The organism is Microbacterium sp. AG238 (genome assembly GCF_003610405.1).
GTDB lineage: Bacteria > Actinomycetota > Actinomycetes > Actinomycetales > Microbacteriaceae > Microbacterium.
Genome location: NZ_RAQC01000001.1, coordinates 954,502 through 978,442 on the forward strand (window position 1 = coordinate 954,502; position 23,941 = coordinate 978,442).

25 protein-coding genes are annotated in these 23,941 nt (G+C 69.1%); 7 read left to right on the forward strand and 18 right to left on the reverse strand.

Annotation, left to right across the window (positions count from 1 at the left end; all coding sequences use genetic code 11):
• Nucleotides 1-7 precede the first annotated feature (7 nt).
• From DEU36_RS16400 to dapA, 9 genes are all read right to left on the reverse strand, one after another.
• Complete coding sequence (locus tag DEU36_RS16400; protein WP_396652153.1) at nt 8-352, reverse strand: regulatory protein RecX; 345 nt, start codon at nt 350-352, stop codon at nt 8-10.
• A 356-nt stretch (nt 353-708) separates the two neighbouring features.
• Nucleotides 709-1,761 carry a recombinase RecA gene (gene recA, locus DEU36_RS04530; RefSeq protein ID WP_120263109.1) on the reverse strand — a complete coding sequence of 351 codons (1,053 nt, stop codon included), beginning with the start codon at nt 1,759-1,761 and terminating at the stop codon, nt 709-711.
• Nucleotides 1,762-2,039: 278 nt separating this feature from the next.
• Complete coding sequence (locus DEU36_RS04535) at nt 2,040-2,264, reverse strand: DUF3046 domain-containing protein (RefSeq protein WP_120263110.1); 225 nt, start codon at nt 2,262-2,264, stop codon at nt 2,040-2,042.
• A gap of 15 nt (nt 2,265-2,279) precedes the next feature.
• Nucleotides 2,280-2,600 (reverse strand): helix-turn-helix domain-containing protein, encoded by a 321-nt coding sequence (locus tag DEU36_RS04540; protein WP_120263111.1) that lies wholly within the window; start codon nt 2,598-2,600, stop codon nt 2,280-2,282.
• Nucleotides 2,601-2,757: 157 nt separating this feature from the next.
• On the reverse strand, nt 2,758-3,303 hold the full coding sequence (locus tag DEU36_RS04545; RefSeq protein ID WP_120263112.1) for a CinA family protein: 546 nt from the start codon (nt 3,301-3,303) through the stop codon (nt 2,758-2,760).
• Nucleotides 3,300-3,872, reverse strand: coding sequence for a CDP-diacylglycerol--glycerol-3-phosphate 3-phosphatidyltransferase (gene pgsA / locus DEU36_RS04550; RefSeq protein WP_120263113.1), 573 nt, complete (start codon nt 3,870-3,872; stop codon nt 3,300-3,302). Before pgsA ends, DEU36_RS04545 begins: the two co-directional genes overlap by 4 nt.
• A gap of 16 nt (nt 3,873-3,888) precedes the next feature.
• On the reverse strand, nt 3,889-6,609 hold the full coding sequence (locus DEU36_RS04555; RefSeq protein ID WP_120263114.1) for a DNA translocase FtsK: 2,721 nt from the start codon (nt 6,607-6,609) through the stop codon (nt 3,889-3,891).
• Nucleotides 6,610-6,657: 48 nt separating this feature from the next.
• A complete protein-coding gene (locus DEU36_RS04560) occupies nt 6,658-8,334 on the reverse strand; it encodes a ribonuclease J (RefSeq protein ID WP_120263115.1) in 1,677 nt (558 codons plus the stop codon).
• A 51-nt stretch (nt 8,335-8,385) separates the two neighbouring features.
• Entirely contained in the window at nt 8,386-9,363 is a 978-nt protein-coding gene (dapA, locus tag DEU36_RS04565) for a 4-hydroxy-tetrahydrodipicolinate synthase (protein ID WP_120263116.1), read from the reverse strand.
• 136 nt (nt 9,364-9,499) lie between these two features.
• Here dapA and DEU36_RS04570 point away from each other — a divergent pair, with 136 nt between their 5' ends.
• Nucleotides 9,500-10,039 (forward strand): NUDIX hydrolase, encoded by a 540-nt coding sequence (locus DEU36_RS04570; RefSeq protein WP_120263117.1) that lies wholly within the window; start codon nt 9,500-9,502, stop codon nt 10,037-10,039.
• A gap of 31 nt (nt 10,040-10,070) precedes the next feature.
• On the opposite strand, the gene thyX is transcribed toward DEU36_RS04570, so the two are convergent.
• Nucleotides 10,071-10,823 (reverse strand): FAD-dependent thymidylate synthase, encoded by a 753-nt coding sequence (gene thyX, locus DEU36_RS04575; RefSeq protein WP_120263118.1) that lies wholly within the window; start codon nt 10,821-10,823, stop codon nt 10,071-10,073.
• A 65-nt stretch (nt 10,824-10,888) separates the two neighbouring features.
• Here thyX and DEU36_RS04580 point away from each other — a divergent pair, with 65 nt between their 5' ends.
• The 3 genes from DEU36_RS04580 to DEU36_RS04590 all read left to right on the forward strand — a co-directional run bounded on the left by DEU36_RS04580 (nt 10,889) and on the right by DEU36_RS04590 (nt 12,785).
• Nucleotides 10,889-11,332: a thioredoxin family protein gene (locus DEU36_RS04580; protein WP_120263119.1), complete on the forward strand. Its 444-nt coding sequence runs from the start codon at nt 10,889-10,891 to the stop codon at nt 11,330-11,332.
• Nucleotides 11,333-11,452: 120 nt separating this feature from the next.
• A complete protein-coding gene (locus DEU36_RS04585) occupies nt 11,453-11,878 on the forward strand; it encodes an OsmC family peroxiredoxin (protein ID WP_023951786.1) in 426 nt (141 codons plus the stop codon).
• Nucleotides 11,871-12,785, forward strand: a complete 915-nt coding sequence (locus tag DEU36_RS04590) for a TIGR01777 family oxidoreductase (RefSeq protein WP_183045386.1) — start codon at nt 11,871-11,873, stop codon at nt 12,783-12,785. The genes DEU36_RS04585 and DEU36_RS04590 overlap by 8 nt, the downstream gene beginning before the upstream one ends.
• A 1-nt stretch (nt 12,786) precedes the next feature.
• Here DEU36_RS04590 and DEU36_RS04595 read toward each other — a convergent pair whose 3' ends face one another.
• From DEU36_RS04595 to DEU36_RS04625, 7 genes are all read right to left on the reverse strand, one after another.
• Nucleotides 12,787-13,236, reverse strand: coding sequence for a hypothetical protein (locus DEU36_RS04595; protein WP_120263121.1), 450 nt, complete (start codon nt 13,234-13,236; stop codon nt 12,787-12,789).
• Complete coding sequence (gene dapB, locus DEU36_RS04600; RefSeq protein ID WP_120263122.1) at nt 13,233-14,048, reverse strand: 4-hydroxy-tetrahydrodipicolinate reductase; 816 nt, start codon at nt 14,046-14,048, stop codon at nt 13,233-13,235. Before dapB ends, DEU36_RS04595 begins: the two co-directional genes overlap by 4 nt.
• Nucleotides 14,049-14,058: 10 nt before the next feature.
• Nucleotides 14,059-14,880, reverse strand: coding sequence for a TSUP family transporter (locus DEU36_RS04605; RefSeq protein ID WP_120263123.1), 822 nt, complete (start codon nt 14,878-14,880; stop codon nt 14,059-14,061).
• 68 nt (nt 14,881-14,948) lie between these two features.
• Nucleotides 14,949-15,524, reverse strand: a complete 576-nt coding sequence (locus tag DEU36_RS04610; protein ID WP_120263124.1) for a GrpB family protein — start codon at nt 15,522-15,524, stop codon at nt 14,949-14,951.
• Between the two features lie 3 nt (nt 15,525-15,527).
• Nucleotides 15,528-16,127 (reverse strand): histidine phosphatase family protein, encoded by a 600-nt coding sequence (locus DEU36_RS04615; RefSeq protein WP_120264358.1) that lies wholly within the window; start codon nt 16,125-16,127, stop codon nt 15,528-15,530.
• 85 nt (nt 16,128-16,212) lie between these two features.
• Complete coding sequence (locus DEU36_RS04620) at nt 16,213-17,238, reverse strand: aldo/keto reductase (protein WP_120263125.1); 1,026 nt, start codon at nt 17,236-17,238, stop codon at nt 16,213-16,215.
• A gap of 201 nt (nt 17,239-17,439) precedes the next feature.
• On the reverse strand, nt 17,440-19,719 hold the full coding sequence (locus tag DEU36_RS04625) for a polyribonucleotide nucleotidyltransferase (RefSeq protein WP_120263126.1): 2,280 nt from the start codon (nt 19,717-19,719) through the stop codon (nt 17,440-17,442).
• Nucleotides 19,720-20,008: 289 nt separating this feature from the next.
• Here DEU36_RS04625 and DEU36_RS04630 point away from each other — a divergent pair, with 289 nt between their 5' ends.
• Nucleotides 20,009-20,191: a DUF5302 domain-containing protein gene (locus DEU36_RS04630; protein ID WP_120263127.1), complete on the forward strand. Its 183-nt coding sequence runs from the start codon at nt 20,009-20,011 to the stop codon at nt 20,189-20,191.
• Between the two features lie 133 nt (nt 20,192-20,324).
• On the opposite strand, the gene DEU36_RS04635 is transcribed toward DEU36_RS04630, so the two are convergent.
• Nucleotides 20,325-21,773, reverse strand: coding sequence for a cation:dicarboxylate symporter family transporter (locus DEU36_RS04635; protein WP_120263128.1), 1,449 nt, complete (start codon nt 21,771-21,773; stop codon nt 20,325-20,327).
• Between the two features lie 157 nt (nt 21,774-21,930).
• Between DEU36_RS04635 and DEU36_RS04640 the strand changes: the two genes are divergently transcribed.
• Nucleotides 21,931-23,193 (forward strand): ATP-binding protein, encoded by a 1,263-nt coding sequence (locus tag DEU36_RS04640; protein WP_120264359.1) that lies wholly within the window; start codon nt 21,931-21,933, stop codon nt 23,191-23,193.
• The gene (locus tag DEU36_RS04645; RefSeq protein ID WP_120263129.1) at nt 23,190-23,870 is read left to right on the forward strand and encodes a response regulator; all 681 of its coding nucleotides are present in this window, start codon (nt 23,190-23,192) and stop codon (nt 23,868-23,870) included. Before DEU36_RS04640 ends, DEU36_RS04645 begins: the two co-directional genes overlap by 4 nt.
• The last annotated feature ends 71 nt before the right edge of the window (nt 23,871-23,941 follow it).

The window sequence follows — 23,941 nt, forward strand, 5'->3', positions numbered from 1 at the left end:
CGGGCGCTCAGTCCTCGTCGCCGGCCAGCGCCTGACGGGCGGCATCAAGCGCCACTGCTCCTCGGAAGCCACGTCGCGCGAGCTGCCCGTGCAGTCGCCGCAAGGCGACGTCATGATCGAGGCCGGACATTCCACGGGCTCGCTGGCGTGCGAACTCGAGCGCCCGCTCGGCCTCGTCGTCAGGTAACGACGCCAGAGCGATGTCGATCACCTCGCGGTCGAGCCCGCGCCGGGCGAGGGTCTGCGCCACCGCCGTCGCGCCCTGCGCCTTGCGACCGAGAGCTCCGTCGAGCAGCTGCTCGGCCAAGCGGGAGTCGTCGAGGTAGCCGTTGTCGAGGAAGGCGGCGATCACGTCCTCAGCCTCGCTCTCGTCGAGTTCGGCCCCGCGCAGAACGTCACGAGCCTCTCGGACCGACAGTGACCTGCCGCGCAGCCGCTTGAGCAGCGCGCGCTCGGCGCGCGCGCGTCGCTCCGACTCGTCGGTCGGCCCCTCGGGAGCCCTATCGCGAGGAGTCGTTCGCCGCGTCGGAGACCCGCCCGACGCAGCGTCTCGAGGTTCTGTCGTCCACGTTGTATGCCATCGCGAGCTGCCGTCCGCTGCTCTCCCGCTGTCAGGACGGGGTTCGGGGACGGCGACATCCGCTGTACCGAAGAGGGGGATGATGGGGGCGAGGCGGTCGGCGTCGCCCCCATCATGATCCGAACCGATCACGCCGGGCGGCGGGCCGCGAGGTCGTCTGCTGCGGCCGAAGCCGGGGCAGCGGGCTGACCGATATCGAGCTTCTGCTTGATCTTGTTCTCGATGTCGACGGCGACGTCGGCGTTCTTGAGCAGGAAGTTGCGCGCGTTCTCCTTGCCCTGTCCGAGCTGCTCGCCGTCGTAGGTGTACCAGGCACCCGACTTCTTGACGATGCCGTGCTCGACGCCGAAGTCGATGAGGCTTCCCTCGCGCGAGATTCCTACCCCGTAGAGGATGTCGAACTCGGCTTGCTTGAAGGGCGGCGCCATCTTGTTCTTGACGACCTTCACGCGCGTGCGGTTACCGACAGCCTCGGTTCCGTCCTTGAGGGTCTCGATGCGGCGGATGTCGAGGCGGACCGATGCATAGAACTTCAGCGCCTTACCGCCCGCCGTCGTCTCGGGCGAGCCGAAGAAGACACCGATCTTCTCGCGCAGCTGGTTGATGAAGATGGCGGTCGTCTTGGTCTGGTTCAGACCACCCGTGAGCTTTCGAAGGGCCTGCGACATGAGACGCGCCTGCAGGCCGACGTGCGAGTCGCCCATCTCGCCCTTGATCTCGGCCTCGGGAACGAGCGCGGCGACGGAGTCGATGACCACGAGGTCGATCGCGCCGGAGCGGATCAGCATGTCGGCGATCTCGAGCGCCTGCTCACCCGTGTCGGGCTGGGAGACCAGGAGCGCGTCGATGTCGACGCCGAGCTTCTGCGCGTAAGACGGGTCGAGCGCGTGCTCGGCGTCGATGAACGCGGCGATACCACCCGCGCGCTGCGCGTTCGCGATGGCGTGGAGGGTCAGCGTCGTCTTACCCGACGACTCCGGACCGTAGATCTCGATGATTCGGCCACGCGGGAGCCCTCCGATGCCGAGCGCCACGTCGAGGGCGATGGACCCCGTGGGAATGACCTCGACCGGTGCGCGTTCGTCGGAGCCCAGGCGCATGACCGAGCCCTTCCCGAACTGACGGTCGATCTGGGCGAGGGCCGATTCGAGGGCCTTCTCACGGTCAGCGGGTGATGGCATGGCGTGCTCCTTATGCTCGCGTTTCCGACGCCTGTAGGCTGTCGCGCTCTCGACTCGGTGCCGGGATGCTGCGACAAGGCATGGTGTGTCTCTCGACGCTGCCCACGGTACGGAGGGCCTCCGACATTCATCGACGGCCGACTCGCATCCGGGGAACCTCGCCGGGAGGAACCACCTGTGCAGGACACTACGCTCGTTTCGAACGGATATTCGACGACACGCCGCAGAATCTCCGCGGACGTCGAACACGCGCCGACTGCGACCACGGCGCCGCCCCCTCAGCGTTCGCGCGGGTCCAATCGACCGACGCCGTAGCGTCGGGACTCGGGCACGTCGGCCTCGAGGCACAGCGCCAGCCAGACCGCTCGGGGCGGTTCGCCGGCGTCGAGCGCCTGACGCGCCGTGCGATCGCCGAGCGGCCCGAGAGCGAGATCGTCGATCAGCGCCGGGCCGCGTCGGCCGAACTCCGCCTCGACGGCGCGGTCGAACTCACTGCGACGCATCGATGCGAGCGGTGATCAGTGCAGCGAGAGCTCGGGCGCGATGAGGTCGCCGTCGAGACCCGCGATGTCGTCGGGGACGACATCCGACAGCACCGGAAGCCCCTCGAGAACCGAGATGCGGTCGCCCACCTCGCGCATGATGCTCGAGATCGGGACGTCGAGCGCCTCGGCCACGGAAGCGAGGATCTCGCTCGAGGCCTCCTTCTGGCCGCGCTCGACCTCGCTGAGGTAGCCGAGCGCCACGCTCGCGCGGCTGGCGACCTGTCGGAGGGTGCGGCCCTTCTGCAGGCGGAGGTCACGCAGAACGTCGCCGATCTCCTGTCGAACCAAGATCATCTCGGACCCCCTCCTTCGTCGTGGTGCTCGCTCGTCCCGGGTGGACAACGGTATCTCATCAGCACGCCACCCTAGCTCGCTCCCGCTGTGGGTCGCATGAGAGTTGACACGCGCTGATCACGATGACAAGAACGACGTCGGTGCCATGCGTATTCCGTCACAGCGCATCGAGCGCCAACCGGATCGCGCGGGCCGAGGCCTCGGCTCTGATCTGCGCCCGATCGCCCTCGAGCTGCAGGCTCTCGATGCGCACGCCGAGCGCAGTCGCGACGGCGATATGCACGGTTCCGACGGGCTGACCGTCGGGCGAGCCGGGGCCGGCGATGCCGGTCGTCGCGATGCCGACGTCCGCAGCTGCCGCCCCGGGCCCCAGGGCGACCCGGGCGCCTTCGGCCATCTGGCGGGCGACGCGCGGGTGCACCGCGCCGTGAGCATCCAGAAGTGCGCCGTCGACGTGGAGCAGTCGTTGCTTCAGTTCCGTCGCATAGGCGACCACTCCCCCGCGCACGACGGCCGAAGCCCCGGAGACGGCGACGAGCTCGGCGACAACGAGTCCGCCCGTCAGCGACTCGGCGACCGCGAGGGTCCAGCCGAGCTCGCCGAGCCGCTCGATGAGGCGCTCCGCGTCGGTGCGCCGACCGGTCGACACGAGCGTCGCCTCGACCTCGTCCGGGAGGTCGTGGACGTGCTCGCGAGCCGTCATGATCCCGCTCCGCGCCGTCTGGCTCCGCGGACCGCGGTGATGACGTAGTCGATGCCGCTGGCGACGGTGAGTACGACGGCGATCCACATCGCGATCGTGTTGACCACGTGGATCCAGTCACCCACGAGCGTCCACAGCGGGAGCAGGGCCAGCGAAAGCGCTACGGCCTGCGCGACGGTCTTGAGCTTGCCCATCCACGCCGCTGCCACGACGTGGTCGCCCGCGACGAGGAGGCGATGGACCGTGATCCCCAGTTCGCGCACGAGGACGACGATCGTGACGGCCCACGGCAGTTCTCCGAGCAGTGACAAGCCGACGAAGGCCAGGCCCGTGAGTACCTTGTCGGCGATCGGATCGAGCAGCTTTCCGAGGTCGGTGACGATGCGGTACTTGCGAGCGAGGTATCCGTCGATGCCGTCCGTCGCGATCGCGACGATGAAGAGGACACCGGCCCACCAGCGCAGGGCGCCGTCGGAACCGCCGTCGACGAGCAGCAGCCAGAGGAAGACGGGTGCGCACAGAATGCGCACGATCGTGATCGCGTTGGGCAGTTGCCTGGGGACCGTCACGGAGCGAGCCTATCCGTCAGTCGCGCCCGGTGAGACCCCACGCGTCTTCCGACGCGTCGTCGCCGTCGACGACCTCCAGCCCTTCGAACTGGGCTTCGACGGGGTCGACGGCAGCGGCCGCCGGAGCTGCCGGTGCGGGCGGGTCTTCTCCCCGCAGCCGTGCGAGGACGGCCGGGAGCTGGTCGGGGGTGACGAGGACGTCGCGCGCCTTCGACCCTTCGGACGGGCCGACGATCTCGCGTGACTCCAGGAGGTCCATGAGGCGGCCGGCCTTGGCGAACCCGACGCGCAGCTTGCGCTGCAGCATCGAGGTCGAACCGAACTGCGTCGAGACGATCTGCTCGGCGGCGGCGAGCAGAAGCTCGAGGTCGTCGCCGATGTCGGCGTCGATCTCCTTCTTCTCGGCGACCGCCGCCACATCGGAGCGGTACTCCGGCTGCGCCTGCCCCTTGACGTGGGCGACGACCTTCTCGATCTCGGACTCGGCGACCCATGCACCCTGCACGCGAATGGCCTTGGACGTCCCCATCGGCAGGAAGAGCGCATCGCCCTGACCGATCAGGCGGTCGGCGCCCGGCTGATCCAGGATGACTCGGGAGTCGGTGACGCTCGTGACGGCGAACGCCAGCCGCGACGGGACGTTCGCCTTGATGAGACCGGTCACGACGTCGACCGACGGTCGCTGGGTCGCGAGCACGAGGTGGATGCCGCTCGCTCGTGCGAGCTGGGTGATGCGGACGATCGAGTCCTCGACGTCACGGGGAGCGACCATCATGAGGTCGGCGAGCTCGTCGACGACCACCAGCAGGTACGGGTACGGCTTCAGCACGCGCTCGCTGCCGGCCGGGAGCTGGATCTCGCCCGCGACCACGGCCTTGTTGAAGTCGTCGATGTGACGGAAGCCGAACGACGCGAGATCGTCGTAACGCATGTCCATCTCTTTCACGACCCACTGCAGCGCCTCGGCCGCCTTCTTGGGGTTCGTGATGATGGGCGTGATGAGGTGCGGCACACCGGCGTAGCTCGTGAGCTCGACGCGTTTCGGGTCGATGAGCACCATGCGGACGTCGGTGGGCTTCGCCCGCATCAGCAGACTCGTGATCATCGAGTTCACGAAGCTCGACTTGCCCGACCCCGTCGATCCGGCCACGAGAAGGTGGGGCATCTTGGCGAGATTGGCGACGACGAAACCGCCGCCGACATCCTTGCCGACGCCGATGGTCATCGGATGGGTCGACGAGGTCGCCGCGTTGGAGCGAAGCACGTCGCCGAGCGTGACGATCTCGCGGTCGGTGTTCGGGATCTCGACACCGATGGCGCTCTTCCCGGGGATGGGGGCGAGGATGCGCACCTCGTTGGAGGCGACGGCGTAGGCGATGTTGTTCGTCAGCGCCGTGATCTTCTCGACCTTGGTGCCGGGCCCGACCTCGATCTCGTACTGCGTCACTGTCGGACCGCGCGAGAATCCGGTCACCTTGGCATCGATCGAGAACTGCTCGAAGACGCCCGTGATGGCTCGGACGATCGCATCGTTGGCTTCTGACCGCGTCTTCGCCGGGGTGCCGGCGCCGAGGGCTGCCACCGCGGGCAGCCGGTACGGCGTAGCCGGGGGCTGCCCGTGGAAGTCGCCGCCGAGGCCCGTGAGCCCGGGCAGCTCTTCGATCTCGCCGGTGTCGTGGTCGTCGCGCACCGCGGTGTCGGCCGGCCGCCCGGAACGCGCGGCCGTGGCCGCCCGCTCGATGACGGAGGGGTCGATGATCTCGGTCGGCGCGTCGGGAAGCGGCGGCGGCGTGGCCACAGCCTGCTCGAATCCACCGGCGACGGAGCCGGCGACCGAAGGCCCGAGAAGCTCGGTGAGGTCTTGCGATGCGCTGCCGTCGTCGGGATCCTCTTCGCGACCGCTCTTGTTGCGACGCCACCACGGCAACGCGTCCTCGCCCTCGTCGGCATCCTCGTCAGCCGACGGTGCCGCCTTCTTGCCCTTCTTCGGCGAGAACGCCACCGTGGGGGCCTCGCCGTCGGGATCTGCGACGGGGCGTTCCGCCCCGAACATCCAGGCGTACAGGTCGCCGAGGCGGCTGCCGATACGGTTCGGCGGCGTCTTGGTGAGGATGAGGATGCTGAGGACCGTGACGAGACCCAAGACGGCCGCAGCCCCGTAGACGGTGAGGATGGTCAGCGGTTCGCCCACCGCCCAGCCGAACAGCCCGCCGGACGCGCTCAGCTCGAGCGCGCCGGCCTTCGGCTCGGGGCGCGCGCCGAGAACGTGGCAGAACCCCGCCACCGAGAGGATGAACAGCCCGAACCCGATGCCGATGCGACCGTTGTCGTTGACCGACGCGGGATGCCGGAACAGCCATCCCGCGAGGAACAGCAGCAGGACCGGCATGATGAACGCCTCACGACCGATGAGGAAGCCGACCGTGTACGCGCTGACGAGCGTTCCGGCCTCGGTTCCGATCATGAACCACTCGACGGCCGCCCCCGCGATCGCGAGGAGGACGAGCAGGAACGGCAGCCCGTCGCGGCGCTGATCCTTCTCGAGCGTCTCGGGCCCGAACGCGCGGAACATGCCGCCGGTGGCGTGGGCGAGGCCCATCCATGCGCGCGCGATCACCGGAGGCCGCTCGGACTCATCGACATACCGCTTGGGTGTCGGTTCGCTCTTGCGGGCGCGCGAGGTCGACGTCTTCGCCGGTGCGCGGCGTCCGGAGGGCGCGTTCGTGCTCCTGGCCATTCCTCCACGGTACGCGGGGGTTCCCCCATTACCGCGGAACGACGCGGGTCAGGCCTCGATGACGACCGGGACGATCATGGGGCGCCGGCGCAGCGACTGGTTCACCCAGCGGCCGATCGTGCGACGGACGACCTGCGACAGCGCGTGGTTGTCGCGCGTCCCCGACTGCACGGCCTCTGCGAGAGCCGCCGCGATCTTCGGCTTGACGCCCTCGAAGACCTTGTCGTCCTCCGCGACACCGCGCGCGTGGATGTCGGGGCCGCTCACGACTCGTCCCGTCTTGCCGTCGACGACGACGATGACCGAGATGAACCCTTCTTCACCCAGGATCCGGCGGTCCTTCAGGTCGGCGTCGGTGATCTCGCCCACGGTCGAGCCGTCGACGTACACGAAGCCGATGTCGAGCTGGCCCACGACCTCCGCGACGCCGTCCTTGAGGTCGACGACGGTGCCGTTCTCCGCCAGGATCGTGCGGTCCTCCGGAACACCGGTGTCCTGCGCGAGCTTGGCGTTGGCCATCAGGTGGCGGTACTCACCGTGAACGGGCAGCACGTTGCGGGGCTTGAGGATGTTGTAGCAGTACAGCAGCTCGCCCGCCGCGGCGTGGCCCGACACGTGCACCTTCGCGTTGCCCTTGTGCACGACGTTCGCGCCGAGCTTGGTCAGCCCGTCGATGACGCGGTAGATCGCGTTCTCGTTACCCGGGATCTGACTCGAGGCCAGGATGACGGTGTCACCGGGACCGGGCTCGATCGCATGCTCGAGGTTGGCCATGCGCGAGAGCACGGCCATCGGCTCGCCCTGCGAGCCCGTGGACATGTAGACGATGCGATCGTCGGGCAGGTCCTTGGCCTTCTTGTAGTCGATGAGCACACCGTCGGGGACGTTCAGGTACCCGAGGTTCTCGGCGATCGTCATGTTGCGCACCATGCTGCGGCCGAGGAAGGCGACGCGGCGACCGTTCGCGGCCGCGGCATCCACGACCTGCTGCACGCGGTGCACGTGGCTGGAGAAGCTCGCGACGATGACGCGGCGCGGCGACTTGCTGATGACCTGGTCGAGCACGGGGCCGATCCCGCGCTCGGTCGGCGTGAAGCCGGGGACATCGGCGTTCGTGGAATCGACGAGGAAGAGGTCGACGCCCTCTTCGCCCAGTCGGGCGAACGCGCGGAGGTCGGTGATGCGGCCGTCGAGCGGCAGCTGGTCCATCTTGAAATCGCCGGTGGCGAGTACGAGCCCCGCGGGGGTGCGGACGGCGACCGCGAGCGCGTCGGGGATCGAGTGGTTCACCGCGATGAACTCGAGATCGAACGGGCCGACCTGCTCTTCTTGTCCCTCGGCGACGGTGAGGGTGTAAGGACGGATGCGGTGCTCCTTGAGCTTCGCCTCGATGAGGGCGAGCGTCAGGCCCGAGCCGATGAGGGGGATGTCGCCCTTGAGCTTGAGCAGGTAGGGAACCGCTCCGATGTGGTCTTCGTGACCGTGCGTCAACACGACGCCGACGATGTCGTCGAGGCGGTGCTTGATCGGCTCGAAGTCGGGCAGGATCAGGTCGACACCGGGCTGGTGCTCCTCGGGGAAGAGCACACCGCAGTCGACCACGAGGAGCTTGCCCTCGTACTCGAAGACGGTCATGTTGCGACCGACCTCGCCGAGGCCGCCGAGCGGGTAGACCCGCAGCGTTCCGGGTTCGAGAGCGGGCGGGCTGAAGACGTTCGTGGGCATTGGCACGCTTCCTCGGGACGCCGGTGTATGCGGCATCCTCATCGTTTTCGTCTAGCGGGTCGTCCCGTGCACCTTGGGCAGCGCACCGCCGGCGGCGGCGTTACGGTCGGGACGGAAGTTGGAGAAGTCGGCGCCGGGAACGCCCGAGACGAGGGCGAGCTCGTCCTCGATGATGGCGGCCTCCCACTCTTCGGGGCCGACGAGGGGCAGACGCACGCGCGGGCTCGAGATGCGTCCCAGGCCATGCAGGATGTACTTCGCACTGACGGTGCCCGGCACGTGGGTCATGACCGCCCGGACGAGTGGCTCGAGGCTCTTGTGCGCCTCGGTCGCGGCCGTGAGGTCGCCTCGATTCACCGCGTCGACGATCGTGCGGTACGGAGTCGCGGTGATGTTCGCCGTCACTCCGATGAGGCCACTGGCACCGATCGACAGGTGCGGCAGCACGTTGGCGTCGTCGCCGGAGAAGTACATGAGGTCGGTCTGGTTGAGCACGCGGCTGACTTCGCTGAAGTCACCCTTCGCGTCCTTCACCGCCAGGATGTTCGGATGCTTCGCGAGGCGGAGGATCGTCTCGTACTTGATCGGAACACCGGTGCGGCCCGGGATGTCGTAGAGAATGACGGGCAGGTCGGTCGCGTCGGCGACGAGGCGGAAGTGCGTCAGGATGCCGGCCTGGGTGGGCTTGTTGTAGTACGGCGTGACGATCATGATGCCGTCGGCCCCGGCCTTCTCGCTGGCCTTGTAGAGCTCGATCGCGTGCGCGGTCTCGTTCGAGCCGCCGCCGGTGATGATCTTCGCGCGGCCGGCCGAAACCGACTTGCCGACCTCGACGAGGCGGAGCTTCTCGGGGTCGGTGAGCGTGCTCGTCTCCCCCGTCGTGCCGGTGACGACGATGCCGTCGGCACCAGCGGTGATGACGTCGTCGATGTGCTTCTCGACGGCGGGCCAGTCGACTTCACCGTCGGCGGTCATCGGGGTGACCAGCGCGACGAGGACCTGTCCGAAGGGATTGCCCGAGTGCGTCATGGTCTCAGGGTATCGGTTCCGCCTCTGCGACGCGGCGGCGACGGGCCGACGCCCGGTCGCCGATACGTTCCCAGGTCGGGCGGTACTGATGGCGGCGCGGCGCGGCGCCCGGCGCTCGGCGCTCTAGGGTGGCGGCATGGCGTGGACGACCCGGAGCACCCGCACGACGTACGAGAACCGTTGGATCTCGGTCCGCGAAGACGAGGTGACCGGGCCGGCGGGCGACGGCATCTACGGCGTCGTCGAGATGCGGCATCCGGCGGTCTTCATCGTGGCCGTCGACGAGCACGACCGGGTCTGCTTCGTCGAGGTCGACCGCTATACGACCGGACGTTCGCTCGAGGTCCCGGCGGGCGGGAGCGACGGCGAGGACCCGCTCGTCGCCGCGAAGCGGGAACTCCTCGAGGAGACGGGCCTCACGGCCGACCTATGGCAGCCCATCGGCCGGATGAACGCCCTCAACGGCATCGCCGTGGCGCCCGAGCACGTCTATCTCGCGCTCGGGCTGCGGCCGGCGGAGGACGCCGCCTCGTCTCAGCTCGAGGAGGGCATCGAACGGGTCGTGTGGCTTCCCTTCGCCGACGCGCTGCGTCACGTCGCCGACGGCAGGATCGACGACGGTGAGACCGTCGCCGCGCTCGCCTATGCGGGCATCATCCTGGGCCGATTCGTCTGAGCCCGACCGGAGGGCGCCGCAGCCCGGCGCGTCAGGGAGCGACGCGCCCGTTCGCGTTGAACGCCGCGTGGGTGAGCGGCATGAGCTCGCGCCAGACGGTCTCCATCTTCTCGGCGCACATCTCGATCTCGCGCTGCGGGAACGACGGGAAGTGCGTTCCCTCGACCTTGGTGCGCAGCGACAGGAAGTTCATCAGCGAACGCGCGTTGACGGTGACGTACATCGACGAGTAGATGTTCAGGGGCAGCACGATGCGGGCGACCTCACGCGCGACGCCGGCCTCGAGCATGCGCCGGTAGGCCTCGTACGCCTGGATCGAAGCCTGCCGCGTGGTCTCGTCGACCACGGCGAACTGCTCGTCGGTGCCGGGCAGGAACTCGTACGCGCCGGGCTTGCCGACCTGGTTCAGGTTGCGCTCACGACCGGGGACGTAGAACACCGGGCGCAGCTCGCGGTAGCGACCCGACTCCTCGTTGTAGGAGGCCATGCGGTGACGCATGAACTCGCGGAAGACGAAGATCGGCGCCTGCACGTAGAAGGTCATCGAGTTGTGCTCGAAGGGCGAGCCGTGGCGGTCGCGCATGAGGTAGTTGATCAGGCCGCGGTCGCGGCCGGATGCCTCGGTGCCGGCGGCGGCGGCATCCAGGGTCTGCTCCCCCTGGGTCGACACGCGGGCCGCGAACAGCACGTCCGAGTCGGCGGCGCTCGAGCGGACGAGCTCGACCGTCACATCGCTGCGGAACTCGATCTCGGGACTGGTCGGGGTCTGCTCGGCGTTGCTCACAGCTTCAGATTACCCCCGGCGCCCGAGTGCTCCCGGCCTGCCGCGAAGGTCTACTGTGGGCTGTTGTGGAACTCTTGGCGGTGGCGATCGTCCTGGCGGGCCTGTTAGCGGTAACAGGTGCGATCGGGGTCATCCTGCGCTGGCGCGCCTCACGCCCGTATCCGATCCCCCGTTTCGATGTCGTCGATCCGCGTCGGCTCGGCGCGGAGCCCGACGCGCTCGGCCGCACGGCGACCCTCCTCCAGTTCAGCACCGAGACCTGCCACCGCTGCCCGGCCGTGCACCGCACCCTCGCGGAGATGGCGCGCGACAGCGACGACATCGTCCACCTCGACGTCGATGTGACCGACCGCCCCGACATCGCGCGTCGCTTCCAGATCTCCCAGACGCCGACGACGCTCGTGCTGGATGGGCGAGGCGTCGTGCGCACGCGCTTCGGCGGCGTGCCGCGACGCGATGTCGTGCAGCTCGAGATCCTGCGGCTGCGCTCCTCGTCCGCCTCGGTCTGAACAGACCGCCGGAACCTGTCAAGACGTTCCGACCGGCGCCCCGCCGACCTAGGCTCGACGCAAGCGCACCCCGCGCCGTCTCGAAGCGGCACCCGCTGCCGCCCGGTGAAGAGGAGAGTCATGAGCGTCACGAGCGAAGCAACCACCAGCTGGAAGGGCAGCCTGACCGAGGGATCGGGCCAGATCGCCCTCGAGAGCTCGAACCAGGGACCGTTCGAGGTCAATTGGAAGGCTCGGAGCGAAGGCTCCAGCGCCGTGACCACTCCCGAGGAGCTGATCGCCGCCGCCCACTCCTCGTGCTTCTCGATGGCCCTTTCCCACGCCCTCGCCGAGAACGGCACGCCGCCCGAGTCGGTCGAGACCACCGCATCGGTCACCTTCATCCCGGGCACCGGCATCACGGGTTCGCACCTGAACGTCAATGCCGTCGTCCCGGGCCTGTCGGCCGAGGACTTCGACCGGCTGGCCCAGGAGGCGAAGAGCGGATGCCCCGTCTCGGCAGCCCTCGCCGGCATCGAGATCACCCTCGAGGCCACGCTTGGCTGATCAGGCCCCCGGGGGCCGTGTCGTCGTCGCGGGCGCGTCCGGGCTGATCGGGCGCGCCCTCGTCGACTCGCTGCGCGGCGACGGCGTCGCGGTCACCCGGCTGGTCCGCCGCTCCCCCGTCGCCGCCGACGAGGTCCAGTGGTTCCCGGGCGAGCGCCCGCTCGACCCGGGTGTCCTCGACGGCGCGCGGGCCGTAGTGGGGCTGAACGGTGCGAGCATCGGCCGATTCCCGTGGACGCGCTCGTACAAGCACGAGCTCGTGTGGTCGCGACTGCTCCCGACGGAGACCCTCGCCACCGCGGTACGCGCCCTCGGCTCGGATGCCCCCGCCTTCCTGTCGTCGTCGGCCGTCGGCTATTACCCGACCCGGCCCGGCGTGCGCATGACCGAGACAGCGGCTCGGGGCGACTCCTTCCTCGCCGATCTGTGCGGCGAGTGGGAGGCGGCCGCGCTGACCGCTCGTGAGCGGGCACGGGTGGTCCTCCTGCGGACGGCGCCGGTCGTGCATCCCGAAGGTGTGCTGAAGCCGCTCATGCTGCTGACGCGGGCGGGCCTGTCCGGACCGATCGGTCGGGGCACGCAGGTGTGGCCCTGGATCTCACTCGTCGACGAGGTCGCCGCCATCCGACACCTCATCGACGCAGACGTGGCCGGTCCGGTCAATCTCACGGGGCCGACGCGCGCGACGGCGAACGACCTCGGTTTCGCCCTGGCCATGCGGATGAACCGCCCCTACCTGGTCCGCGCTCCCGAGTGGGGGCTGCGGCTCGTGCTGGGACGCGATGCCACCGAGGCGCTCCTGACCAACGACACCGACGTGGCGCCGGCGGTGCTGCAGAAGTCGGGCTTCGTGTTCACGCACGAGCGCGTCGAGGACGCGATCCGAGCGGTCGTCCCGCCCCGCTGAATCAGCCGCGTCGCCCAGCGCGCTCCAGCGATATCGCGGTACGCACCGCCTGGCGTGCGCGCCGTCGATCGCCGGCACCGTCGTAGGCGAGGCCCAGTCGGAACCAGGCGCGCCAGTCGTCGGGCGCCTCTTGGACGGCTTCGCGGTATCGCGGGAACAGCGCGTCCGCCTCAGCACGGTCGGGACGGCCGCTGGGCGACAGGTCGACGCTCTCTTCCGGCAGAGCCGACTCTTCTTCGAGGCGCCGGGCGAGTCGCGACGCGCTCGCACCGAACGTCAGCTCACGCCAGAGCGCCCAGGAAGCGATGATCGGGAGGACGATCAGCGCGATACCCATCGCGACGCCCACGGGCTCCCCCGTCATGACGAGCAGGACTGCCCGCTGCGCGACGAAGACGATGTACAGCGCCAGCAGCGCCGCCATGATCAGTGTCAGGATGCGGGTGCTCATGCTCCGGTGACGCGCGCGACCTGACCGGGGACGTCGCCCTCGTCTCCCGGCGCTCCGGTCGTCGAGCGCGACGGCGGACGGATGCCGATGTCGATGAAGCTGTCGAGACCGACCGTGATCCCCCGGGCGTCTCGGGCCGCGTCGAGGGCGATGCGGATGCCGGGTTCGTACGCACGTGCAGGATCGACCGTGTCGTGCACGATCGACAGGGCCTCGCCCGGTCCGGAGAGGATCGTCTCCTGACGGGCGACGACGCCGGGCCGACGAAGCGAATGGATCGGGACGCTGGCGACCTTCTGGCCGCGCGCGCGCTGATCCGCGTGCGGCGACTCGACCGGCCCGACGCCGGCGCGGGCGGCGGCGATCAGCTCGGCAGTGCGGACCGCGGTGCCACTCGGCGAGTCGACCTTCGTCTCGCGGTGGGCCTCGATGATCTCGATCGACGGGAAGAGCGCGGCGGCCGCCGCAGCCAGCGCGCTGCCGACGACCGAGCCGAGCGAGAAGTTGGGGATGAAGACGACTCCGACCCCGGCGGCGTCGACCACCGGCCGAACCTGGGCGATGCGCTCCTGCGACCAGCCCGACGTCCCGACGAGCACGTTGATACCGCGTTCGACGGCCGCCCGGACGACGTCGGTCGAGACGGCGGGCGTCGACGCGTCCACGACGAGGTCGGCGCCGTCGAGCTCGTCGAGACTGCTGCGGCTCGTCAGGACCGCCGAGATCTCGAAACCGTCGGACGCCTCGATGACGTCTCGGATGATGCCGCCGAGCTTTCCGGTGCCGCCCACGAGGGCCACGCGCGTGGTCATGGCGACCAGCCTACGCGGGCGCGAACTGCATGAACGTGTCCCAGGCGAGCTTGACCACCAGGACCGACAGGACGACGAGGAACACGATCCGAACGAACCCGCTGCCGTTCTTCGTCGCCATACGCGCGCCGATGAACCCGCCGGTCATATTCGCCACGGCCATGACGACCGCCAGCAGCAACAAGATCTCACCGTGGACGCCGTAGACGAGGAGCGCGGCCAGGTTCGTCGTGAGGTTCGCGATCTTCGCGTTGACGCTCGCCTGCAGGAAGCCGTAGCCCAGCACGGCGACGAGCAGGATGACGAAGAACGAGCCGGTGCCCGGACCGAGGATGCCGTCGTAGAACCCGACCACGACGCCGATGACCGCTGAGCGCCAGATGATCGCGCCACGCGATTCGTGGCGCGGCTCGTGGTGCAGGCCCATCTTGGGTTTGAGCAGCGTGTAGATCGCGACCGCGACGACGGCCACGAGGACGATCGGGGTGAGGAGTTCCCGGGGAACGTAGCGCGAGAGTGCGGCGCCCGCCGCCGACCCTCCGAAAGCTCCCCCGACGAGCGGCACGAGCAGCACGAGTTGCACGCGGATCCGCCGCAGGTAGACCCAGCTCGCCGACAACGTGCCCGCGAAAGACGACAGCTTGTTCGTCCCGAGGATGAAGGGGGTCGCGACATCCTTCGGCACGCCGATGACGAGGGCGGGAAGCTGGATCAGCCCTCCCCCGCCGACGACCGCGTCGACCCAGCCTGCCACCCCGGCCGCGACGATCAGGAAGATCAACGCTGAGACGGAGACCGGAAGCCAGCCGGCGAGCAGAGGACCATCGAGCACCGATCGATTCTCCGGTTCAGTGCCCGCCGCGTCCAATCGGCAGCGCGTGAGCGGGCCGCGAGCGCGGATCAGCCGCGCATGTCGCTGAAGAACGCGGTCTTCGCACGTGTGTAGTCGTCGTAGTCCGATTTGCCCGCGTTGGCGGCCGACAGCGCGCGCTTCAGTTCCTGATAACGTGCGCGGACCACGGGATCGGCGCGGAGCGCGTCGCGGAATCGCACCGTCTCGAGCGCCCAGGGCGAATCGGCGCGCCGCACGTGCAGGATGACCGCGGCGCCGCTCGCGACGTACAGCCGCTTCTCCCAGACCTCGTCGGCGACGTCGCCGGAGCCACGCGGGATGTCACGGCTCACGCCCGGCGAATCGGGTCGGGAACCCCACTCGCGACGGAAGCCCGCGGGTCTCAGCCGAGCCCCCAGCTCGTCTTCGTCGGGCAGTGGCAGGATGCTGACCTGCAGGTCGATGATCGGCTTGGCGTCGAGTCCCGGCACCGCCGTCGAGCCGATGTGGTGGAAGCCGGCGGCATCCGCTCCCGGCAGCCCGGCGAGGGCCTCGCGGATACGGTCGATGTACTTGCGGGCGTCAGCCGCCCACGAGGGGTCGTGGGGCGCGAGCCGCGCGGGATTGCCGGGCTGTTCTGCCACCGCTCAGACCGGAAGGATGTCGGGAAGTCCGGTGCGCAGTTCGACGGGCAGGTGCGAGAGGTCGTTGTGCGAGACCATGGTCCAGGGGCGACCGGGACGCTGCGCGAGGACCGTCAGTCCGCAATGAGCCTGGTTGATGGTCAGCCACCGCCAGTCGGGCGCCTGAAGCACCTCGCGGACGAACCACGCGATGACGAAGTTGTGCGTGATCAGCAGCTCGTGACTGTCGGGCTTGCGAGCGAGGAACTCACCGACGGCATCCGCCATCTGGGCCGCACCGGCCTCGGTCTCGGCCTCGGTGTACGAGCCGAAGAACGGTTCGTAGACGGCGGGTGTGTCGGGCGTCATCCCGGTGGGCACGCAGTCGAACAGCAGCGATGACGCCTGCGGTGAGAGCGAGGGCAGGCGCTTGGCCACGGCCCGCGCCGTCTCTTGCGCACGTTCGAGCGGCGAGTGCCAGACGGCGTCGAGCGGCACGCCGGAGATGCGATCGGCCAGCAGTTCGGCTTGGCGGCGGCCACGGGGAGACAGCGGACCATCTTCGAGACCGTGCTCGGCGTCCTGATGCTCTCCGTGGCGCACGAGGTAGAGATACTGCGTCACAGAAGCTCGATTCGAAACGATGAACAGGGCGCCATCCACCATACGTCACCCCTCTGACAGAGGCTCCAGCCCATCCCGGATCGGCTTACTCCACCGCGCGCGCGATCTCTGCCAGGTGCGAACGACCGAGCCGCGCCCCGACGCCCTGGACGAGCTGATCGACGTGCACCGGACGGCTCGCGTTGATGATCGGCGCCGTGACGACGCGTTGCGCGAGAAGCCAGGAGACCGCGATCGCGGCAGTCGAGACCGACAGCTCCTCCGAGATGCGGTCGAGCGCCTTCAGGGTCCGCGCGCCGCGACGGTTCATCCACGCGGCGAGCTGCGAGCCGCGCACCGATGACGACAGGCCGGCTCGATCGCGGTGACGACCCGTGAGGTAGCCGTGCTCGAGCGCCTGCGACGGCGTGACGGCGAGTCCTTGAGCCCCGGCGATGAGACGCAGATCGCCGTCGAAATCGGATCGATGCAGCAGGTTGTACGGAACGTCCAACGCCGCGAAACGCGGATACCCCGCCGACGACAGGATGCGCGCTTCGACGAGCTGCATGGCGGAGTAGCCGGCTGCCCCCAGCGCACCGACCTTTCCGCTGTCGACGAGCCATTCCGCGGTCGCGAGCGTGTCTTCGAGCGCCGTGATGCTGTCGGTGGCGGCATCCAGGTAGAGCAGATCGATGCGATCGATGCCGAGACGGCCGAGCGATGCCTCGACGGAGCGCACGAGATTGACCGAGCCGAGGCCCGGGTTGTCGGGGTTGCCGCCGACACGCACCGTGACGACGATCTCGTCGCGGTTGCCCCGGCTCGAGAGCCACCGTCCGATGATGTGCTCGCTTCGACCCGAGGCGTAGCCGTCCGACGTGTGCAGGGCATTGCCGCCCCGCTGAGCATAAGCGTCGAGGACGGCGTGACTCGCTGCGAGGTCGATCGTCCAGCCGAACTCGGAACCGCCGAGGATGAGGGGGAAGATCTGCAGTCCGGTGTCGCCGAGACCGACCCGGATGTCGGACCCCAGCGGCTTGCCGTGGACCGGGATCGGGCTGGATGGATGCACGTGGGGTACGGCGGGCGCACCTCCAGGTGCGACCTGAGCCACCCGTTCCCCCGACATCACACACCTCCGGTCGGCACCGAGGAAATGCGGGGCGCGGCTCCCCGGCGCGCTCTTCGAGAGTAGGACACCGGGCGACGGTGGGCGCGCATTGCCGCGAACGGGCCGTGAATTCCCCATAACTGTTTCATCACGGTGTGCGCCGCGAACAGCGGATGCCCGCCCCCGAGACGGGGACGGGCATCCGGGCGATCAGTCGATTCAGCCTTCGGCGGGAGCCTCGGGGCCCTCGCTCGCAGCGGCCGAGCCGTCCTGATCGGCGGTCTCTTCGAGAACGGGCTCGAGGGAGAGCTTGCCGCGGTCGTCGATCTTCGTGATGCGCACGAGGATCTTCTGGCCGACACCGAGGACATCCTCGACGTTCTCGACGCGCTTGCCACCGGCGAGCTTGCGGACCTCGCTGACGTGCAGCAGTCCGTCCTTGCCGGGCAGGAGCGAGATGAACGCGCCGAACGTCGCGATCTTCACGACGGTTCCGAGGAACTGCTCGCCGACCTCCGGGTTGGTGGGGTTGGCGATCGCGTTCACGCGGGCACGAGCAGCCTCGGCCGAGGGGCCGTCGGTCGCGCCGATGTAGACGGTGCCGTCCTCTTCGATCGAGATGTCGGCGCCCGTCTCGTCCTGGATCGAGTTGATCGTCTTGCCCTTGGGGCCGATCAGCTCGCCGATCTTATCGACCGGGATCTGGACGCTGATGACGCGCGGAGCGGTCGGTGCCATCTCGTCGGGGCTGTCGATGGCGGCGTTCAGGACACCGAGGATCGTCAGACGAGCCTCCTTGGCCTGGGTCAGCGCTGCCGAGAGCACCGACGACGGGATGCCGTCGAGCTTCGTGTCGAGCTGGATCGCCGTGACGAACTCGCTCGTGCCGGCGACCTTGAAGTCCATGTCGCCGAGCGCGTCCTCGGCGCCCAGGATGTCGGTCAGCGCCGCGTAACGGGTCTCACCGTCGACCTGGTCGGACACGAGGCCCATCGCGATACCGGCGACCGGGGCGCGCAGGGGCACACCGGCGTTCAGCAGCGACAGGGTCGAGGCGCACACCGAGCCCATCGAGGTCGAGCCGTTCGACCCGAGGGCCTCGGAGACCTGACGGATCGCGTACGGGAACTCCTCGCGGCTCGGCAGCACCGGCACGAGGGCGCGCTCGGCGAGGAAGCCGTGCCCGATCTCGCGACGCTTCGGGCTGCCGACGCGACCGGTCTCACCGGTCGAGTAGGGCGGGAAGTTGTAGTGGTGCAGGTAGCGCTTGCTCGTCGTGGGCGAGAGCGAGTCGATCTGCTGCTCCATCTTCAGCATGTTCAGCGTGGTGACGCCCAGGATCTGGGTCTCGCCGCGCTGGAAGATCGCGGAGCCGTGGACGCGCGGGATGACCTGCACCTCGGCGTCGAGCGGACGGATGTCGGCCAGACCGCGACCGTCGATACGCACACCCTCGCTGAGGATGCGGCCGCGGACGATCTTCTTCGTGACCGACTTGTACGCGGCGGAGAACTCCGCGAGCGCGGACGCGGGCAGCTGCTCAGCCTCGACGGCGGCGGCGACCTCGCCCTTGACGCGGTCCTTGATCGCGTCGTCGGCGCTCTGGCGCTCCTGCTTGTCGGCGATCTGGTAGACGCTCGTCAGCTCGCCATACGCGCGCTCGGCCACGAAGTCGTAGACCTCGGGAGCGTAGGGCGGGAAGACGGGGTAGACACCCGGCGCACGCGATGCCGACGCGGCCATCGACGCCTGCGCGTCGACGAGCTGCTTGATGAAGGGCTTCGCGGCCTCGAGGCCCTGCGCGACGACCTCTTCGCTCGGCTTGACGGCGCCACCCTTGATGAGGTTCCAGCTGCCCTCGGTCGCCTCGGCCTCGACCATCATGATGGCCACTTCGCCGTCGGGGAGCACCCGGCCGGCGACGGTGAGGTCGAAGACCGCCTCTTCGACGACCTTCTGGTTCGGGAAGACGACCCACTGGTCCTCGTGCTCGCCGTGACCGGGGACGAGCGCCACGCGCACGCCGGCGATCGGGCCGGAGAACGGCAGACCCGAGATCTGGGTCGAGGCGGAGGCCGCGTTGATCGCGAGCGCGTCGTAGTACTCGCCGGGTGCGATCGAGAGGACCGTGATGACGATCTGGACCTCGTTGCGCAGGCCGTCGACGAACGACGGGCGCAGCGGACGGTCGATCAGACGGCAGACGAGGATCGCCTCGGTCGAGGGGCGGCCCTCGCGGCGGAAGAACGAGCCGGGGATCTTGCCGGCGGCGTACGAGCGCTCTTCGACGTCGACGGTGAGCGGGAAGAAGTCGAAGCCTTCGCGCGGGTGCTTTCCGGCGCTGGTGGCCGAGAGGAGCATCGTCTCCTCGTCGAGGTAGGCGGCAACGGCGCCCTGCGCCTGCTGTGCCAGGCGTCCGGTCTCGAACCGGACGGTGCGGGTGCCGAAGCGGCCGTTGTCGAGGACGGCTTCGGCTGCGGTGATTTCTGGACCTTCCAAGAGGTCCCTCCTTCTTTGTTTAGACTCGCACGCGCGTTTCGCGCACGAGATCGTGCGAAGGAGCGGGGCAGATATGGGCGCGCGGACGAAACCGCGAGAACCGCCTGCGCTGGTCACCAGTCGAAGATCACCATCTCCTCGATCGGGATTCGATCGGGATGGGAACCCACCACAGGGGACCAGCTTCCTGCCGGATCCGCTCCATGAGCTCAGTGTTGAATTGAGCGGGTGCCGGACGGCAACCTGCCCCAGCCTACCAGCGACACTCTCGCCTGCGTATCGTGGCCGTATGAGCGAAGCAGACAAGCCCGCAAGCGCGGCATCCGACGATGTGAAGCGCAAGTTCCGCGAGGCGCTCGAGAAGAAGAACGCACAGCACCGCACCGGAGAGGCTCACCTCGACGGCGACTCGTCGGTGCACGCGTCGCACGGTGCGATGACGAAGCGCGAGTTCCGCCGCAAGAGCGGCTGACCCGGCCCGGATGCTGCGGCATCCTCCCCCCTCTCAACCCCCGGCGAGCCGACGCGAACGGCTGCTCGCCGGGGGTTGAGACAACGATTCGCGTCGGGTCGCCGCGCGCGGCCCGGCCGAACGTCGGCAACCGTCAGCGCGTCGCGCCCTCGCGGCGGAGGCGAGCGCGCTCCTCCTTCGCCGCCGCTTCCTCGAGCGCCGCGTCACCGAGACCCTGCGTGCTCACGGCGCCGGTGTCGTCCGACATCCCGTCGTGTCCGTGACCGGTGAGCATCGCCTCGTCGAACGGACGCTCGCCGCTCAGCACGGCGCGGGCCTGGTCACGGTCGAACTCGCGCGTCCAGGTTCCGATGAGGATCGTCGCGACCGCGTTGCCCGTGAAGTTCGTCAGCGCGCGACCCTCCGACATGAAGCGGTCGATGCCGACGATGACACCGACGCCGTTGACGAGGTCGGGACGGTAGGCCTGCAGACCGCCGGCGAGGGTCGCGAGGCCCGCACCGGTGACTCCGGCGGCGCCCTTCGACGCGATGATCATGAAGACCAGCAGGCCGATCTGCTCGGGGATCGACATCGGGGCGCCCATGCCCGCGGCGATGAACAGCGAGGCCATCGTGAGGTAGATGGCGGTCCCGTCGAGGTTGAACGAGTATCCGGTGGGAACCGTGATGCCCACGACCGGCTTCGAGACGCCGACATGCTCCATCTTGGCGATCAGTCGGGGCAGCGCGGATTCGCTCGACGACGTGCCGACGATCAGCAGGTACTCGCGGGCGAGGTACTTCATCAGGCTGAAGATGTTGATCCGCGCGACGGCGTAGAGCAGCGTGCCGAGCACCGCCACGATGAAGACGATGCACGTGATGTAGAACGCGATCATCAGCACGCCGAGGCTCACGATGGCGGCGACGCCCGTCTTGCCGACCACCGCGGCGATCGCGCCGAAGGCCCCGATCGGGGCGAGCCACAGGATCATGCCGAGGATGCGGAAGACCAGCGTCTGCAGGTTCTTCACGGCGCTCATGATCGGCGCGCCCTTCTCGCCGAGCCCCTGGAGCGCGAAACCCACCAGCAGGGCGATGAACAGCACCTGCAGCACGCTCTCGCCCGTGAACGCCGAGAAGAACGTGGTCGGGATGATGCCGAGCAGGAAGTCGGTCGTCGACTTCGCCTCACCCGCAGCCCCGGCATCGTAGGTCGCGCCCTGCATGTTGAGCCCCTCACCCGGGTGGATGATGTTGCCCACGATGAGCCCGATCGCCAGCGCGAAGGTCGACATCACCATGAAGTAGAGCAGGGCGAGGCCGCCGATGCGCCCGACGGTCGCAGCCTTCGCGATCGAGCCGACCCCCACGACGATCGTGCAGAAGATGATCGGCGCGATCATCATCTTGATGAGGTTGACGAACCCCTTGCCGAGCGGCTCGAGACCGATGGCGAAGGTAGGCCACACGAGACCGACGACCGCGCCCAGCACGACCGCCAGGATGACCGAGACATAGAGCCACGTGTGCTTGTCCCAGGCCTGCTTGCCTTTGCGGGCGTTGTATCCCGGGAGGCGGAAAGATGATGTGAGAGCCATGGTCTCCTCCAGCTGAACAGTCGTTGTCCGATGCCGACGTCTCTGTCGGGTGCGGTCCCAGCGTCGGACGGTTCCGCTCGCACGCCGATTTGTGGTCGTATTGGTCGCGGCCCGCGACGCGGGCGCACCCGCCGACGACGACGAGAGCGAGAGCGACATGAGAACGCGCACCCGCAGCGCCGCCTCGCTCGTGTTCGTGGCAGTCGCGGTCGCCGTCGCCGTGCTCACCCTGGCGATCGCCGGCATCCTCATCGCCGACGGGCAGCGCTCCGCGCGCGCCGAAGCCGAGCGCGTCACGCAGGCTGTGGCCCAGACCGTCGCCGACTCGACCCAGGTCGCCGATCTCCTCGCCGCCGACGACCGCGACCTCGCGTCAGCCGAGCTGCAACCCCAGGTCGAACAGGTGATCGTCGATGCCCGTGTCGACTTCGTCACGATCATGGACCCGAGCGGCATCCGGATCACCCACCGGGACGCGGCGCGGATCGGCGAGCGCTACCTCGGCTCGATCCCGGCCGCGCCGCACGCACTCACGGAGGAGTTCACCGGAACCCTCGGCCCGTCGATACGCACGATCGTTCCCGTGGAGAGCGACGGCGAGGTCGTCGGGTGGGTCTCGGTCGGCGTGACGATCGGCAGCATCGCGGCGACTCTGACGCCACGCCTCCTCGTCGTCGTCGGCATCGCCGTGGCCCTTCTCGCCGCCGGGCTCGTGGGCGCGGTCGTCGCGCGCCGGGCCACCCGGCAGGTCACCGGAGACCTGCCCGCCGGCGCCATCCGTGACGCGGTCTCGTCGTTCGAATCGCTCCGCACGCTCGGCGAGGCGCTGCGTGCGCAGACGCACGAGCACGGCAACCGCATGCACACCGCGATCGCCCTGCTCGAGCTGGGCCGGACCCCCGAGGCCATCGAGATCCTCGCCGAGACCTCGCGGCAGAGCCAGGTCCTCGTCGACGAGGTCGCCGCGCGGCGGGACGGCGACCCGACGGTCGGCGCCCTGCTTCTCGGCAAAGCTTCGCAGGCGAAGGAGCGCGGCATCCGCTGGCGCTCCCGCATCGCGCCCGACGCGCCGCGATCGGTGCTCTCGCCCGTCGACGCGGTCTCGGTCGTGGGTAACCTCATCGACAATGCGCTCGACGCCGCCGCCGGCGGTCCCGAGCCGCGCTGGGTGGAGATCAGGATGACGCGTACCGCAGAGGACGAGCTCGAGATCGCCGTCTCGGACTCGGGCACCGGCGTGCCGACAGACCTGCGGCGACGCATCTTCGAGCACGGCTTCTCGACGAAGCCCGCCGGCACCGAGGGGCGCGGTGTGGGTCTCGCTCTCGTCGCGGCGATCGTCGACGATGCGGGCGGCATGGTCGCCCTCGACCACGATCCGACGACGTTCCGGGTGGTTCTGCCGAGGAGGGGCGCATGATCGGCGTCCTGCTCGTCGACGACGAAGCGCTCACCCTCGACCTGCACCGCCACTACGTCGAGCGTCTCGAGGGCTTCCGGGTCGTGGCCGAATGCAGCGGCGCGCGGGCCGCGTTGCGGGCGCTCCTCGAAAGCCCCACCGCGCCCGAGATCGACCTCGTGCTGCTCGACATGACGATGCCCGACGGATCAGGACTCGACGTCCTCCGTCATCTGCGGGCACGCGCGCGCGACGTCGACGTCATCGCGATCACCTCGGTGCGCGACGCCGATGTGGTCCGGCAGGTCGTCGGCCTCGGCGCGGTGCAGTACCTCGTGAAGCCCTTCACCTTCGCCGACTTCCAGGAGCGGATGTCGCAGTACGCGCGTTTCCGGGCCCGGGCCAGCGAGACCACGGGGGCGGCCACCCAGGCCGAGATCGATGCGCTGCTCGGAGCGCTGCGACCCGTCACCGCGCCCATCCCGAAGGGCCTGGCTCCCGAGACGCTCGACCGTGTGTCGCATCGGCTCCGCGAAGCCGGAGCGCTGTCGGCCCGCGAGGCGGCGGAGTCGCTCGGGATGTCGCGCGTCGCGGCGCGCCGGTACCTCGAACATCTCGCCGACGCCGGCAGGGCCGAGCGCGCGCAGCGCTACGGCGCGCCCGGCCGCCCGGAAGCGGAGTACCGCTGGCGCGCCTGACCCCGCGCGCCACCGGCATCCGCTGAGAACGCACCGTCGCCCCGAGGACGTACCGAAGGGGGTGCGATCTC